Source organism: Dyadobacter ginsengisoli DSM 21015, assembly GCF_059568735.1.
On sequence record NZ_JCANTY010000003.1, the window covers coordinates 135,600 to 153,102 of the forward strand.

General features: G+C 49.8%; 7 protein-coding genes. All 7 read right to left on the reverse strand.

The features are described 5' to 3' along the window. Window positions 1-6: 6 nt before the first annotated feature. Window positions 7-2,424 (reverse strand): ABC transporter permease, encoded by a 2,418-nt coding sequence (locus tag BP71_RS11425; protein WP_496379226.1) that lies wholly within the window; start codon window positions 2,422-2,424, stop codon window positions 7-9. Between the two features lie 70 nt (window positions 2,425-2,494). After that, window positions 2,495-4,894, reverse strand: a complete 2,400-nt coding sequence (locus BP71_RS11430) for an ABC transporter permease (protein WP_496379228.1) — start codon at window positions 4,892-4,894, stop codon at window positions 2,495-2,497. Between the two features lie 125 nt (window positions 4,895-5,019). Beyond that, entirely contained in the window at window positions 5,020-7,398 is a 2,379-nt protein-coding gene (locus tag BP71_RS11435; RefSeq protein WP_496379230.1) for an ABC transporter permease, read from the reverse strand. 130 nt (window positions 7,399-7,528) lie between these two features. Then, window positions 7,529-9,910: an ABC transporter permease gene (locus BP71_RS11440; RefSeq protein WP_496379232.1), complete on the reverse strand. Its 2,382-nt coding sequence runs from the start codon at window positions 9,908-9,910 to the stop codon at window positions 7,529-7,531. Between the two features lie 45 nt (window positions 9,911-9,955). After that, entirely contained in the window at window positions 9,956-12,385 is a 2,430-nt protein-coding gene (locus tag BP71_RS11445; RefSeq protein WP_496379234.1) for an ABC transporter permease, read from the reverse strand. Window positions 12,386-12,460: 75 nt separating this feature from the next. Next, window positions 12,461-14,878: an ABC transporter permease gene (locus BP71_RS11450; RefSeq protein ID WP_496379236.1), complete on the reverse strand. Its 2,418-nt coding sequence runs from the start codon at window positions 14,876-14,878 to the stop codon at window positions 12,461-12,463. 186 nt (window positions 14,879-15,064) lie between these two features. Then, window positions 15,065-17,446: an ABC transporter permease gene (locus BP71_RS11455; RefSeq protein WP_496379238.1), complete on the reverse strand. Its 2,382-nt coding sequence runs from the start codon at window positions 17,444-17,446 to the stop codon at window positions 15,065-15,067. Between the last annotated feature and the right edge of the window lie 57 nt (window positions 17,447-17,503).

Consider the following 17,503-nt stretch of genomic DNA (forward strand, 5'->3'; position numbering starts at 1 on the left):
CCTTCCTCACTCCGTTTTCAAACTCTTCACAGGATCTGCCAAAGCCGCTTTCAAGCTTTGAAAACCGACTGTCAGCAATGCGATTCCTATTGTGAATGCCCCGGTAACCGGAAAAATCCACCACTGGATACCCACTTTATAGGCAAAACCTTCCAGCCAGCGTTGTAGCCCCCACCAGGCAACCGGCGTCGCAATGAGCATCGCAATCAATATCAGGTACAGGAATTCCGCCGAAAGCATGTTGACGATGCCCGCAACCGATGCGCCGAGCACCTTCCTGACACCTATTTCCCTGGTTCGCTGCTCCGCCGAGAAAGTAGCCAGCCCAAACAACCCAAGGCATGCAATGATGATCGCTATCGAAGTGAAGTAAACAATAATACTGCCCGTACGCTGCTCCTTATCATAATTCTTCTGAAAATCCTGATCCAGAAACGAATAGCTGAACGGCAGGTCGGGATTAAGCTTTTTCCATGAGCCTTCCAGCGACGACAGCAAGCTCTGGTAATCGGTGGTGTTGACGTGGGCGATCAAATACATGTGTTTGTCGGTGATGCTTGTGGTCAAACCGTAGGGTTTGATAACCTCGTGTAAACTTCTGAAATGGAAGTTTTTCATCACACCAACAATCTGCAGGCTTTGCTTTCTGCCTCCCAATTCGAAATGGATATTTTTGCCGATGGCGGAATGTGCATCGTAGCCAAGCTCGCGGACAGCGGCCTCGTTCAGTATAATGCTACTCGAATCTCCTCCAAAATCACGCGTAAACGAACGTCCTGCCACCATTTGGAGTCCGAGCGTTTCAACATAGTCATCTTCCACTGTGGCAAAGTGAATATCGACAGCCTCCCGGATCGATTTTTCATCGGTATAAAAAAGCAGATCTTCCACATTTTCAATACCGGGGTAAACTGATCCGCTCGTGGCCGAAATGACCGATGGGTTACGCAGGATTTCCTCTTTCAATGCGGCATAATGCTGTGCAGCCCGGGTACTTTTCTGAGGAATCACAATGCGCTGGTCTTTTTCAAAGCCCAGGTTCTGGTTTTGCAGAAATGACAATTGCTGACCAATTATGATCGCACCGAGGATCAGCATGATCGAGATCGTAAATTGAAACACGACTAATCCCTTCCGTAACGCTGCGGCTGAGCCCGCGCCGGTAATTCTGCCTTTCAGCACCACCACCGGCCTGAACGACGACAGGTAAAAAGCCGGATACAGACCCGCGAGCAACCCGGTCGTAAGGGTGACTCCACCGATCCAATAGACAAAACCGGGGTTGTCCAATATACTGAGCTCTTTTCCTGTGAGATTGTTGAAATAAGGCAGTAATAACTCGATTATTCCCAACGAAAGTCCCAGCGCCATGAGGGACATTATCATCGATTCTCCCAGAAACTGATAAACCAGAGAGGTCCTTACTGCGCCCATTACCTTTCTCACACCTACTTCCTTGGCGCGTTTCTCGGAACGGGCCGTGCTCAGGTTCATGAAATTGATGCAGGCAATGACCAGCAAAAACACCGCAATAGACCCGAAAATATACAGATAGGTCATGCTGCCGTTCTGTCCCAGCTCATGCCCAATATTTGAATGCAGATAAATGTCGGGCATCGCCTGGATAAACAGCTTTTTCGAAATTCCCATGGCTTTGAGGTCTGCTCCACCGTGCCGTGCCAGGAATCCGGAGAGTTTCGCCTCAAATGCGGCCGGCGACGCGCCATCACTCAACTTGACGTACGTGTGGAAGATGTTATTCATCGCCCAGTTTTTCTGTTCCGTAACCCATCCACCCAAATCACTATTCCGCATCGATAGGAAGAGGTGCGCATTGACGTGCGATTTGTTGTTTTCCCTGAAAACGCCCGTGACGGTGTAATCAAAGTCGCCGAAATACAGTCCTACCTTTATGACTTTACCCACCGGATCTGCATCCCCGAAAAGCCTGGCAGCGACACCTTCCGACAGCACCACGGTACTGGGCTTGCTCAATGCCCCGGCAGCACGGCCGTATTTGAAATCGTAGGTAAAAATGTCGAACAATGTAGAATCGGCATAATAGCCATTCGTTTCATAGAACTGCTTCTTGCTCCCGCTGCTTTTCTCTTCAAGAAGCATTTTATCCACCCCTGAAAATTTCAGGATGCGGGTTACCGATTCCACCTCCGGAAAGTCTGTTTTCAATCCCAAAGCAACCGGCCCGGGTGTTCCCGCCCATTGATCTCCCCGGGAACTCATCGCAATCCGGTAAATGCGCCCGGCATCCCGATGATGCTTGTCAACACGGAGCTCATCCGAAATGTAAAGCACGATCAACAGGCAAGTCGCCAGGCCCAATGCGAGTCCAAATACATTGATAAAAGCATACCCCTTGTTTTTCAAGAGGTTACGGATTGCTATTTTAAGATAATTCCGAACCATTTTTTAGCTATTAATTCTCACATAAAACTCTCCCCTTTCTTCCCACTCCTCCACTCGTCCCTTTCCTCCTTTACTCCGCTTTCAAAGACTTCACCGGATCCATCAATGCAGCCCTCACGGCCTGGTAACTTACCGTCGCCAGAGTGATCAGGAGTGCCCCTGCACCCGCAAGCGCGAAAATCCACCACGGCATGTCGGTGCGGTAATCATACTTTTGCAGCCAGCCATTCAGGAAATACCACGCAAGCGGTGCGGCAATGCAGGTGGAAATCATGACCAGAAGCACAAATTCTTTCGACAACAAAGCCCATAGATTGGCGATCGACGCGCCGAGCACTTTGCGCACACCGATTTCCTTGGTGCGTTGCTCGGCCGTAAACGACGCCAGGCCGAACAAACCCAGACAGCTGATCAGGATCGCCAGAGCGGCAAATACCGAAGCAAGTGTGGCAATGCGCTCTTCGGCAGCAAATTTCAATGCGTACTGCTGGTCCGTAAATTTGTAGTCAAATGGGCTGCCAGGATTTACTTCGCGGAAAATCGCCCCTACCTTCGCCAGCGACTCTCTTAACGGTAGTCCCGGTTTTAGTTTAACATTGATAAAATTCGCCCATCCATAATTGACCATGAACAAAGTCGGATGTACCGGGCTGAACGGTGAGCCCATAACCATATCCCGGATCACCCCCACCACCTTGTGGGGCGTCTCTCCCCATTTGACCGTTTGACCGAGGATTTCCGACGGCTCCTTGAATCCCATATATTTCAATGCAGATTCATTGATTACCATCGCTGAGGAATCGGTGGAGAACTGGCGGGAGAAGTCACGGCCTCCGATGAATTGCCACCCCATCGTTTTTCCGAAATCATGGGTGACAGCAATCGTACCAAAATTATCATGCAGGTTCGGATCCTTGCCAGGCCAGCTGAAACCGCCATTGTTGGATCCCAGGAAAGTGGATGAGGACGACGATGTAGACATTTCTGTAACCGCCCCGGTTTCCAGCAGTGCTCCCCGGATCCTGTTATACTGACTGTACAGTTCGGGCGTATTGATTTCAACGGTGATCAATCCGCTTCTGTCATAGCCAACCGGCCTGTTTTTTGCGTGCTGTATTTGCTTGTAAACAATCGCCGTACCGATGATCAGGGTAACAGAAACCGTAAATTGCAACACGACCAGCACCTTCCGCGGTATACCTGCAAACCGGCCCGCGCTGAATGTCCCTTTCAGCACCTTCACCGGCTGAAACGACGACAGGTACAATGCCGGATAACTACCCGACAAAAGCCCGGTCAGAAAACAGAATACAAATCCTGCCAGCCAAAAATAACCATTACCCCAGGGAAACCCGATCCGTTTGTCCGACATCTCATTAAAAGAAGGTAATGCAAGAACCACGATCAGAATCGCGAAAACGAAAGCCAGGATCACGACCATGAAAGATTCGCTGAAAAACTGGTTGATCAACTGCGCTCTCAGCGAACCGATCGCCTTGCGGATACCCACTTCTTTAGCCCGTTTTTCCGATCGGGCAGTGCTCAGGTTCATAAAATTGATCGACGCCAGCAGCAACACAAATACGCCGATAATGGCAAAAAGCCACACATACCGGATGCGTGCATCCGGCTGCCCCCTATCGTCCCAGGTGCCGTACAAATGCCATTTAGACATCGGAAGCAGATAGTTCTGCGGTTTCAAAAACCGGGCTTCGGGTGTGTGCCGCATTTTTATATCCCTGATCCTTTCATTTACCCCTTCAAATGTAGAATTGGGGCGGAGTTGCGCCAGCAGCTGCCATGAGTTGTTGTTCCATTGCTCCTTGTCACGCGCTTCCTGAACCCAGCCCTGCGAAGCCACGTACAAATCCCAGGGGGCAATGAAAGTCAGGTCGCGGAATTCCGTGTTATAAGGCAGGTCTTCGTAAACGCCCGTCACTTTCACGTCATGCCGGTTGTCCAGTTTTATGATCTTGTCCATCGGGTTTTCATTACCGAACAATGCTTTGGCTACCGACTCGGCGATCATAATCGAATTACGCTCTTTAAGTCCGTCACGCGAGCCGCGCAGCATGCGCAGCGTAAACATATGTGGCGCTTCGGCACTCAGGTAGTTGCCATTTTTGGTGAATTTATTGTCCTTGTAAGCCAGGATATGTTCGTCATTAAAGGACGACTGGATCACATATTCGAAATCGTCCATATGATGTTCGCGCAAATACTGGCCCAGCGGATAGGAGGTATGTTGCCCTCCGTCGTAAGTTTTCCCTTCGAAAACGCCCCGCTCGACCACCTTGGCAATGCGATCGTAATTTTCATGGTAGCGATCGAATGCAAACTCGTCGTAAACCCACAAGCCTATCATGATGGCGACGGCCATACCCACAGCCAACCCACCGATGTTGATGACCGAGTAACCCTTGTTTTTTAGCAGGTTACGGAATGCGATTTTGATATAGTTTCTAAACATGACTGTAATAATGGATGGCTATCAGGTTTCGGCCTTCGGATCAGGGCCTCCGCCTTTTTTGTTTTGACGCTTATTATTTGATTTACAATAAGGCTACCAGCGGTCAAGAACCGACCACCGGCATCCTACTCGCTTCGTAACGACTTCACGGGATCCAGCAACGCCGCTTTAATGGCCTGATAACCAACAGTAGCCATTGTAATGCCGGTAATGGCGACCGTCGCGAGCACAAATATGCCCGCGTCGAGATCGATTCGGAAGGCGAAGTTGCTCAGCCAGCGATACATTCCCCACCCGATCAGCGGAAATGCAATAAGTAGTGCAATCACGAGTAATTTCAGGAAATCGGCCGACAACATGACCACCACATCCCTCACAGAAGCGCCTACCACTTTTCGGATACCGATTTCCTTCTGCCTGCGCTGAGCCGTAAAAGCAGCCAGGCCAAACAAACCCAGACACGAAATCAGGATTGCGAGACCGGCGAAATAGCGGGACAAAACTGCCACTCTGCGCTCGGCCGCATACAACGCCTTATAGTTTTCGTCCAGGAACTGGTAATCGAATACCAAACCTTTGTGGTGGTCCCGAAAAACCTTTTCGATACGGGCGATGGTCTGCTGCTCTGCGCCGCCCTGAACTTTGACCAGTACATTGGGCATGATAGGGTACATCTGAAAAAAACAGGGCTTAACGGACTCATACAGTGACTCGAAATTGAAATTCTTCACTACCCCGACGATCTGCCGCTCCGTTCCCCAGAATTTAACGGTTTTACCAACCGGATCCTTGAGACCCATCGCACGGATCGCTGCTTCATTGAAAATGATCTCGTTGCCTGCACGCTGGTTTTGGGAAAAGAAACGTCCCTCTTTCAGCGCCATTCCCATCGTTTCCATAAAATTATAGCCTACTTCCAGATTCGAGAATTCGATGTTGGTGCCTGCCGGTTTACCGGGCCATTCGAAACCTGAAATGCTGCCATGCCCGCCGGTGAGGTTATGATAGTAGCTCGATGCACTGACCACGCCCGAAACATTCCGGATTTCGCCCAGAAATGATTCTGCTGCTTTCAGTTGCAGAGAATCCATTTCCAGCGGGATTTCGAAATGGATCAGATGATCGCGGTTATATCCAAGGTTCTTGTTCTGAATAAATTCGATCTGCCGGTATACCACGATCACCGCCACGATGAAAGTGATCGAGACTGCAAACTGGAACACCACCAGCCCCCGACGAACCAGCAACTCGCCTACCGAATTCTTCAGTTTACCTTTCAGCACCGTCGCAGGGCTGAAACCAGACAGGTATAATGCCGGATAGCTGCCGGAGAGCAAACCGGTGATGCATGTGATGACGAGAATGGCCGACACCAGGGGCCAATCCGGCCGAAAATTGATTTCCTTACCCGTAATGACGTTGAACTGCGGGATTAGCAATGTGACAAAACCGATCGCCAGCAGCAAAGACAGAAACGTCAGCAGCAGCGATTCCGTCAGATGCTGAAACACCAACGAACTCCGCAGTGCGCCTACAACCTTCTTGATACCCACCTCCTTGATCCTGCCGGAAGCTTTGGCCGTCGACAGGTTCATGAAATTGATACACGCTATCACCATGATGAATAGCGCAATCATCGCAAACAGCCTCACATAGGTAATGCGCCCGCCTGCCTGCACGCCATTCTCAAACTGGCCATGGAGGTATTTGTCGGAATATCGAATGGCAAAGAGCTGGGTATCAACATCCTTGCTTTTGGTTTTCAAAAAGCGGTTGATCTTCGCATTGAAAGCGTCCGTATCCGTGCCATTCCTGAGCACGACGAATGTGCTTGGATCGCTGTTGCCCCATTTTTCCACTCCCGGCCTGCGGATCTTGAACTGCTCAAAGTTCAACAACACATCGAACTGGTTGGTCGCATTGGCGGGATTGCTTTTGAAAACTCCTCCTACCCGATAGTTTCCTGTGAATTCGGCCTGATCCCATTTAATCACCCTGCCGATTACATTTTGCCGGGTCCCGAACAATTTGACCGCCAGGTTTTCCGAGACTGCGACCGTATGAAGGTCGGTCAGCACCGATTTTGGGTCACCGTCGATAAAAGGGCAGGTAAAAACATCGAAATAATCTTTGCTGACAAACTGACCACCCGCCTTGAATGTCGTTTCCTTGAAAGAAATAACGCCTTTGCCCGAAAACCATTCAGCGGGGACCACGGTGGCCGCAAATTCGACTTCGGGAATTTCAGCTTTCAGTGCGTCGGCCAGCAGCCCGGGAGTATGTTCGATCGTTTTGACCCCGTCGTCATTGAAATGATTGGCCATGACCTGAAAAAGCTGCCGGTCCTTTACATTGTATTTGTCAACGTGGAGTTCGTCAGTCACCCACAGGTAAATGAGCAGCGTGCAAGCCAGCCCGGTCGACAGGCCAAGCAGGTTAAGAAAAGTAAACTGCCGGTCTTTGACCAGGTTCCGCCATGCTATTTTGAAGTAACTCCGGATCATAATTATCTATTTTTAAATTTTCTGAAGTCGGGATTGAAGAGGAGAGTCCTCCGTTCCCCCATTCTCCACTCTTCCATCTCCCTTTCTTCCTTCAATCCTTCAATCCTTTCTTCCTTTCCCCCTTTCTCCTTTACTCCGTTCTTAAACTCTTAACAGGGTCAGTCAAAGCAGCCTTAATACTTTGGAAACTGACCGTTAACAATGCAATGCCGGTGGCCAGAAAACCTGCCAATGCAAAAATCCACCAGCTGATTTCAATCCGGTAGGCAAAATCCTGCAACCAGCGATCCATAAAATACCACGCAACCGGACTCGCAACGATGATCGCCACGAACACCAGTTTCAGAAAATCCATCGATAGCATAGCGGTAATGCCGGTCACCGACGCTCCGAGTACTTTCCGCACCCCTATTTCCTTGGTCCGCTGTTCGATCGCAAAGATGGCAAGCCCGAAAAGCCCCAGACAGGACAGGCAAACTGACAATAGCGCAAAAGTGGTCGTGAGCCGCGTGGCCAGTTCCTCGCGCTGGTAGAACTTCGCGATCTCATCGTCGTAAAAACTGTATTCGAAAACGTTTTCCGGAAACTGTTTCTGCCAAACCTTTGCAATGCGGTCGATCGTCCCGGCATTCATACTGCTTAGTTTCACACCGCCCCAGCGGTAACGGGTATGGTCTGCAAAGACGATGGTAGGCTCGATGCCAGTGTAAAGGTCACCGTTGTTGAAGTCAGACAATACACCTACGATCGTGCCGGTTTTGCCGGCATCGCCCACCAGTAGTCGCCGGTTCAATGCATCCTCAGGCGATTTCAGTCCCAATGCTCTCACCAGTTTCCGGTTGATCAACAGTTCATTGAGCGTATCCGAATGCACCGGATTGCGGCCGGCCACAAGTTTAAGTCCATAGGTTTTCACAAAATGCTCATCCGCTGCTCTCGACCGGGCTACAAATTTTTCCCAATCGCGGTTCTCGAACTTGATCGTACCGCCTCCGCTCGTCTGAACCGAAGGCGCACTCCGGAAAAACGACAGATCTGCCACCTCAGGCAATGCCGACAGCTCGTTGCGCAATGCCGCAAGCTGGCTGGTTTCGGTTTCCGGCAAATTCACATGCAGGATCAGATGCTTATCCATTCCAAGGTCCTTGTTTTTTAAATAGTCCGATTGCAGGATGATCAGCGTCGAAACAGCTATCAGGACGAATGAAATGCTGAATTGTGTCACGACGAGCCCCTTCCGGACGGAAAAAAAGCTTCTGTTATTTTCCCGCAACAATCCTTTGATCGCTTTTACCGGATTGAAATTCGAAACAATAAATGCCGGGTAAACTCCGGCCATGACCACGACAAACAGCAAAAGCGCTGCGCAAAAAACCAGTAAGTGCGGATCTCCGAAGATGTTGACACGAACATTCACACCGATCCATAGGCTGAGCATCGGTGCAAAAAGCCGCGCAACGAGTACCGAAATCGTGCCGGCCATGATTGTCAGCAATGCTGTTTCCTGTATAAAAAGCCAAAAAACCTGCACCTGGGAAACACCCAGCACTTTTCTTACGCCCACTTCTTTGCTGCGTTTGAATGCCTGTGCAGTGGAAAGATTGATAAAATTGAAGCAAGCGATCAGCACGAGCAATATACCGACGGTTGCCAGGACAATGATCGTATTGTATTTGATCTTCCCGCCATAGGCCACGTTGAAATGCACATCAGACAAATTCTGCAAATGGTAGTGGAAAACTTTGCCATCAGGACCGTAATATTTATGGGCGAACGCGGGCATCTGCTGCTCAAATGCAGCCTTGTCGGCCGGAGAACGAAGCGTCACGAAGGTTTCCCTGCTGCCATCGATCCAGCCCCAATCCTCATAACCGTATTCCGGGATGATCTTTTTCAGAGTGGGTAACGAAACGAAGATATCCTGCCTGAAATCGGTTTGTTCCTCGTAATCGGCTACAATTCCCGCGATCACCAGGTTTTCAAGGTTGTTGGCCCGTATTACCTTTCCCATCGCATTATCGTCTCCGAAATACTTCCTTGCGTAACGCTCGGTTACCACAGCTTGATTAGGCGCAGCTAACACGGATGCATTGCCGCTGAGCCATTTATAGTCGAATATTTTAAAAAAGTCGGGATTGGTAAATACGAGGTGGTCCTTTTCGAGAAATTTTCTGGATGTACCCTCATGATCTGCACGGATAGTCAATTCTTTATGCGCCACATAAGCGGCATGTTCCACATAGCTGAACTCTTTTTTCAATGTTTCATGCAAAACAAAAGCCGAACCTCGCTCCTGCTCCACCGAGCCGTCTTCCAAATGCAGATCCACTACCACCCGATAGGTCCGGTCGGCATGGGCGTGGTAACGATCCACACTGAGATGGTATTTCACAAGCTGGAATATCACAATGGCACCAGCCATGCCGACGGCCAGTCCAACGAGATTGATCCCGGCATAGACTTTATGCTTCGACAGGCTTCGCAACGAAAATTTCAGATAACTACCGATCATATTACAGTGTGTTTATTGAATTGAATACATTGATTTTAAACTACATTACTCACTTCGTAAACTGTTTACAGGGTTAATCCACGCCGCTTTGATCGCCTGATAGCTGACTGTCGCCAGCGTAAGTACGAGCGCGCCTGCTCCCGCGAGGACGAATATCCACCAGCTGATCTCGGTTCGGTACTGGTAGTTTTGAAGCCACTCGTTCATGGAATACCACGCCAGCGGCACCGCAACCATACTCGCGACCATCACCAGTAATACAAAATCTTTAGACAGCATTCGCCACAAGCCGGCGACCGATGCACCGAGCACTTTCCGGATCCCTATTTCCTTGGTACGTTGCTCAGCGGTAAAAGAAGCCAGTCCGAAAAGGCCCAGACAGCTGATCAGGATCGCGAGTGCCGCAAAGAAGCGGGCCAGTTGCCCGATCCGCTCTTCCGCCCTGAACTTGGCATCATATTCCTGATCCGCAAACCGGTATTCAAACGGCGCGGCAGGAACCAGTTTTTTGACGACATTTTCAATAGCTGACAACGCCGCAGCCGAACTTACATTTGGATTCAGCCTGATATTGATCCAGTTGGGTGAACCAAAAAGGAAGAAAACGGTCGGCTTGACGGGTTCAAACGGAGATTCCATCACCATATCCTTCACCACACCGAGGACGGTGAAACGTTTCCGGATATTATTGGTCATCCACTGGCTTTTCCAGGAAATAACCGCTCCGAGCGGGTCGGACATTCCGAGCAACCGTGCCGCCGATTCGTTGATGACGAACCCCGATGTATCCGATGCAAATTCTCTGGAAAAATTTCGTCCGCTTACAAATTGCCAGCCGACCGCCTTGGCATATTCCGGTGAAACTGTCAATGTTGCAAACGTCTCGGTAAACCCTTCCGGCATTCCTTTCCAACTGAAACCGTCGTTGGCAGACCATACACCGGTAACCGGGCTTTGCGAGTCGGCCACTTCTTCCACCATTCCTGTATTCTTCAGTTCGGTGCGGAACAAGTCTGTTTTTCCATAAAAGTCTTCCGATTTCATTGGTATCATCAGCAAACCGTCTCGGGAATAGCCCACAGGCCGGTCTTTGGCAAACTGGATTTGCCGGTAAACGATGGTAGTACAGATGATCAATGTGACCGAAATGGTGAATTGCAGTATGACCAGAACCTGCCTCGGCGTATATGCAAAGGGGCCAAAATGGGTTCGTAAGGATGCATTGGAGCCTTTGAGTACCTTCACCGGCTGGAAGGACGTGAGGTAAATCGCCGGATAGCCCCCTGCAAGCAAAGATGTGAGCAGCACAAAACCCGCGCCGCAAAGCCAAAACCAAGCATTATCCCAGGGAATGACCATCTGCTTCGCGGCCAGGTTGTTGAACCACGACAAGGAAGAGACCACGCCTGCCAGGGCGAGCACAAAAGACATGAGTACGATCAAAAAAGATTCGGTGAAAAACTGCCCGATGAGCTGCATCCGCAATGAACCGATCGCTTTACGTAAACCTACCTCACGCGCCCGTTTCTCGGAGCGGGCGGTGCTCAGGTTCACGAAGTTGATACAAGCCAGCAGCAACACAAAAAAGCCGATCAGGCCCACCATCCATACATATTTTACCGGCCCTTCCCCAGCTGCGCCATTCTTAAAATTGGAGTATAAATGCCAGTCTCTCATCGGGTGCACCCACATTTCGGGAAGGGTCGCCGCTTCTTCCTTCATATCATCCATTTTCCGGATCACATTCTGTTCCGAAAGCCGGATACCTGCGCTCGCAGTTTTAAAATCCATATTATCCGCAAGCTCTCCGAACAACCAGATGGCATGATTGTCCCATTTCTTTTCCTTCATGTACAGGTTCTTATCCAAAAAATATTTCCAGGAACCCATGAACTGCACATCGCTGAATTTGGTGTTCTGCGGCAAGTCTTCATAAATGCCGGTCACTTTCATGTCCATGGTCGTTCCGACCGTAATGACCTTGTTCAGGGGATCGGCCTTTCCGAAAAGTGCCAGGGCAGTCGATTCCGAGAGAATAATTCCCTGCTGGTCTTCCAGCGCCGACCGGGAGCCTTTCAACATGTGAAGATTGAACATTTCGGGTGCTTCGGCGTCGATAAACTGTCCGTTGAGCGATAATTTCGTATCACCGACGGTGAGAATATATTCGCCAGCCTGGCTCGATGCTACGATTCGCTTGAAATAGCCGGCATAATTTGCTTTCAGCTCTTCGATATAGGGAACAGGCAAGGAAAATGAGGTCTTCTTTTCACTGTGTACGACCTGATTTTGAAGAATCTGACCGATCCGGCCGTAATTTTTGAAATACCGGTTAAAAGACAGTTCATCGTAAATCCACAGACCAATCAGCATGGCTACTCCCATCCCGATCGCCAACCCACCGATATTGATCGCCGAATAACCCTTATTTTTCCAAAGGTTCCGGAATGTGATTTTCAGGTAATTTCTAAGCATGACTGATAAGTTTGGGCTATCCTGAACGCATTATGCTATACGCTATATCAGGCTTTATATTTTGGACAAATGATTTTACTCGCTACGCAAACTTTTCACCGGATTGACCAACGCTGCCCTGATGCTCTGAAAACTGACGGTCAGTAAAGCTACCCCCACCGCCAATGCTCCGGCCAGCACGAACACCCACCATTCAATGTGGATCTTATAGGCAAAATCCGACAGCCACCGGTTCATTCCATACCAGGCGAGCGGCGAGGCGATCAGGATTGCGATGCCTACCAGTTTTATAAAATCTTTAGAAAGCAATGAAACAATGCTTAAAACGGACGCACCGAGTACTTTGCGGACTCCAATCTCTTTGGTGCGCTGGATCGTCGTAAAGGCAGCCAATCCAAACAGTCCCAAACAAGCGATCATCACGGCAAGGCCCGCAAAAATCCCGAACAACTTCCCTACCCGCATTTCCGACTCATACATCTTGTTGAACCTTTCGTCCAGAAAGGAGAAAGCAAAGGGATTGTCTGTCGCAGCTTTCCAGGTCTTTTCCAGCGTTTTCAGCAACCCTGGGATATCCTGCGTTTTGATGCGGACGGCCATCTGATATTGGTCCCCGCCGTAAAACATCACCAATGGCGCGATCTGTTCGTGCATCGAGCGGAAATGAAAATCCTTGGTTACACCCACCACAGTATAAAGCTTTTTGGTTTCGGGCGTACCGTCCCCAACGGTCGTCACGCGTTTGCCAATCGGGTCTTTCCACCCGAATTGCTTCGCCGCCGCCTCGTTAATGAGCACGGACGCGCTGTCTGTCCCAAACTCCTTCGAAAAATTCCGTCCCGCCTTCAGGCCGATTCCCAGCGTGGCCAGATAGTCCTCGTCGACCTGATAGGTGGTAAACCGGTACGGGGTAATGTTGTTATCTGCGCTTTCTGGCAAGAAACCATCTGTACTATTATTGGAAGCCCCTACGGGCATATAACCAGCCAGCGTTACATTGCTCACTGCCGAGAGGCCGCGAAGTTGCTGCTTGAAGGTTTTCGCCTTCTCGCCCAGCAGATGCGTATCGTGCAGGATCAGCACCTGTTCCTTGTCAAAACCTACTTTTTTGTTTTGGATGAAACGCAACTGCTGGCACACAACCATCGTCCCGATAATCATACCGATTGAAACTACAAATTGGATAGTCACCAGCGAGTTTCGCAACCAACCGCTTTTTACACCTGCCTGAATACTGCCCTTCAATACTGCAACAGGTTTGAAAGCCGAAAGAAAAAATGCCGGGTAACTGCCTGCCAGCAGGCCCACTACCAGGCAACCTACGAACGCATAAGCGACCGTCCGGACATTCAGAATGGATTGAAGATCGAATTGTTTCCCTGCCAGCCCGTTGAAACCCGGCAACAGCAGCACTACCAGTCCGAACGCCACAAAAAGGGCAAGGACCGTTAACAAGACAGATTCGGTAAGGAATTGGACTGTCAGTTGCTGACGAACCGAACCCATCACCTTCCTAACCCCAACTTCCCTGGCCCTCCCGGCCGACCCGGCTGTCGAGAGATTCATGAAGTTGATACAGGCGATGAGCAGGATGAATGCGGCAATAGCAGCAAAAATGTAAATGTATTTGACATTGCCATTGGGTTCCAGTTCATTTTCAAGATTGGATTGCAGGTGAATGTCCGTCAATGGCTGGAAGCTGAAACCAAACCGGTTTCCCTTACGCAAATACGCTCCATAAGTCATTCCAAGAAATTCCTTAATTTCCGGACCAATGTATTTCTCAACAAATTGAGGGACCTGGGCCTCAAGTTTCTCCACGGAATAACCCTTGCGCAGCAGCACATACGTATGCGCACCACTCGCAAGCCACTTTTCGCCCAATCCGATGGACTTCATCGATCCGAAAAAGTCAAAATGGAAATGTGAATTGGACGGCACATCCTCGCAAACGCCCGTCACGCGGAACAGTCCGCTGTTGCCCATCGTCAGGCTTTTGCCCACCGGATCCTGGCGGCCGAAGTATTTCAATGCAGTAGACGCGGTGATCACCACCGTCCGGGGCTCTGTGAGCACTGTTTTGGAATCGCCTTTGAGCAGTCGGATCGAAAACAGATCGAAGAAATTGGAGTCTGCAAAAATTACCCCGTCTTCCCTGAACCGCTTTTCACCATTCCTGACCAGGAAAGTCCCATTGTTCGAAAGCCTGGTATATGCCTCCACGCCCGGGTAATCGCGCATGAGCGCGGGCCCCGCGGGTGCGGAAGCTCCGGCGATATTGATTTCATTGCCACCGATCCGGCCATGCAATGTAACCCTGAACATGCGATCGGCATTGACATTGTAATGATCGTAGCTCAGTTCGTGCTGCACAAACAGCAGAATTAGCATGCAGGCAGCCAATCCGATAGCCAGGCCCAAAATGTTAATGGAAGCAAATACCTTCTTGTTCCGAAGGCTCCGCAGAGCGATTTTCAGGTAATTGGATATCATAACTGCGCCGGTTACGAGGGTTGACGGATGGATCTTCCGTTTGGACCGTCAAATTATGAACCAGCCGCCAATAATCTTCCAATTAACTGAAAATCAATTTTTTACACTATAACAAAACAAATAAGGGGTGTCCGATAGCGGACACGCCCCGTTCGTTTTGGAACGACCAGAAGCCAGTGAGTACCGTTACTCGGTGCGCAGGCTCTTCACCGGATTCATGACGGCTGCTTTGATGCTCTGGAAGCTGACTGTGATGAATGCGATGCCTGTGGACAGGATCGCGGCAATGGCGAATATCCACCAGTAAATGTCGGTCCGGTAAGCAAAGTTTTGCAACCAGCGGTCCATACCGAAATAGGCTATGGGCGACGCAATAACAAATGCAATAAGCACTAGTTTCAGAAAATCTTTGGAAAGCAGGCCGACAATACTCGAAATGGACGCTCCCATCACCTTCCTGACCCCGATTTCCTTAGTGCGCTGCATGGTGCTGTAAGAAGCGAGCCCCAGCAATCCGAGGCAGGAAATGAATATAGCCAGGATCGCAAAATTGAAGAACAGCTTTTCGAACCGCTCCTCGGTGCGGTATTGACGGTCGAAGAATTCGTCCATAAAATAGTAGCTGAACGGCCTGTCGGGCATAGCGACCTTCCATTTTTCTTCCACCGCGGCAACAGTTTCCTTCAACCTGGCACCGTCAATTTTAACAGAAACAAGCTGCGAACCACCTGGTTCTATACGCATTGTCAGCGGTTTGATCGTTTCCTGCAACGAACGGAAATGGAAGTTCTTAATCACCCCCACGATCTTGCCCTCTCTCCCCCATTGCTTGAACCGTCGGCCGATGGTTTCTTCCGGTTTGCTGTACCCGAACAGCTTCGCCGCCGCCTCATTGATCACCATAGCCTGGGTTGTATCCGTTCCGAAATCCCTCGAAAATGGCCGTCCGGCTGCCATTTTCAGCCCAAACACCGGGATATAATCAAAATCGACAAAATAGAGATCAAGGTTGGCTATCTGCAAATCACCGCTTTTGTTCTCAATTTCGGAATATGCCCCCGGATTAGAGCTCCCCGGAACGCTCGACGACGCCGCGGTTGATTTGACCCCCGCCAGACCATTCAACGATTGTTTGAACGCTTCCCGCTTCGGATCACCCTCAGTGTTCACGACCAACATCTGATCTTTACTAAAACCGAGGTCACGGTTACGCATATAATTCATCTGGATGTACACGACCATCGTAGCGATGATCAGGGCAATGGAAATGGCAAACTGGACAGTCACCAACCCTTTTCTCAACAAAATGCCTCTTACGCTTGTTGTAAAACGGCCCTTCAAAACAGTAACAGGTTCGAACGAAGACAATACCAGTGCGGGATAGATTCCTGCCAATATTCCGATAAGGATGGCAGCCAGCAACATCAGCGCGGGAAACGCCGGATTACTGAAAATACCCGTTGTGATGATTTTCCCCGCCAGATTATTAAAAAGCGGGATCAGAACGGCCGAAAGCAGGATAGAAAACACAAACGCGATCAGGCAAAGCATCACCGATTCGCTTACGAATTGCCGTGCCAGCAGCGTTCTGGCAGCACCTACTACTTTGCGAATACCCACCTCCTTGGCGCGCTCTGCCGAACGGGCGGTGGTGAGATTGACGAAGTTAATGCAGGCTATCAGCAGTATAAACACGGCTACGACCGAAAATACATATACATTGTTCATACTTCCCTTCTCAGCCACATCCCGTTCCGAACTTAAATGCACGCTCAGCAGCGGTTCAAGAAAAAGTGTGTAAAACATTTTGCTCTCACGCATGAGTTTGCCGGCGCGCCGTTCCAGGTACGCTGGTAATTTCTTTTCCAGGCTTTTGCTGTCGGTACCCGGCTTCAGAAGCAAATAGGTTGTAGCGCCGAAATTGCCCCATTGCTCATCGATGCCTCGGTTGAAGCGCTGTGTCATAGTGCTCATCGAAACGAACATATCTCCTTTAATCAGCGAGTTTTCCGGAATGTCTTTCATTACGCCCGTCACTTTCGCGGGTAATCCTTCTCCCGAAAGCAGCAATGTTTGCCCCAGGGGATCAGCATCGCCGAAATACTTTCTGGCTGCTTTCTCTGTAAAAACCAGGCTTAACGGTTCTTTCAATGCCGTTTTGGGATCGCCCTGGATCAGTTTGAAGTCAAAGACGCGAAACAGCGACGAATCGGCAAATACGGTCGCCTCCTCCTGAAATTTAATATTCCCTTTTCGGACAAGAAAACTGCCGCCGTTAAGTCGTGTATAAGCCTCCACCTCGGGAAAATCCTGTTTGATCGTCGGTCCGAACGCCCATGAAGTGATTCCTGCATTGATCGTTTCCGAGGGCGTCTTTACATCCGTCACAAGCCGGTAAATGCGGTCGGCTTTGGAGTGGAATGCATCGTAGGTGAGTTCAAAATTGACATACATGGAGATCAGCAGGCAGGCAGACATCCCCACTGTAAGGCCCATAATGTTGATCAGCGAAAACACCTTGTGTTTCCAAAGGTTTCGGAAGGCGATTTTTAAATAGTTTTTTAGCATGGCCGTCAGGTGAAATTTTGGCTTCTGGTATTGAGAATGCAGATACATTAAATGCAT

Coding starts and splice junctions, on each gene's coding strand:
- BP71_RS11425 (WP_496379226.1), bottom strand. CDS start 2,424: ATGGTTCGGAATTATCTTAAAATAGCAATCCGTAACCTCTTGAAAAAC.
- BP71_RS11430 (WP_496379228.1), bottom strand. CDS start 4,894: ATGTTTAGAAACTATATCAAAATCGCATTCCGTAACCTGCTAAAAAAC.
- BP71_RS11435 (WP_496379230.1), bottom strand. CDS start 7,398: ATGATCCGGAGTTACTTCAAAATAGCATGGCGGAACCTGGTCAAAGAC.
- BP71_RS11440 (WP_496379232.1), bottom strand. CDS start 9,910: ATGATCGGTAGTTATCTGAAATTTTCGTTGCGAAGCCTGTCGAAGCAT.
- BP71_RS11445 (WP_496379234.1), bottom strand. CDS start 12,385: ATGCTTAGAAATTACCTGAAAATCACATTCCGGAACCTTTGGAAAAAT.
- BP71_RS11450 (WP_496379236.1), bottom strand. CDS start 14,878: ATGATATCCAATTACCTGAAAATCGCTCTGCGGAGCCTTCGGAACAAG.
- BP71_RS11455 (WP_496379238.1), bottom strand. CDS start 17,446: ATGCTAAAAAACTATTTAAAAATCGCCTTCCGAAACCTTTGGAAACAC.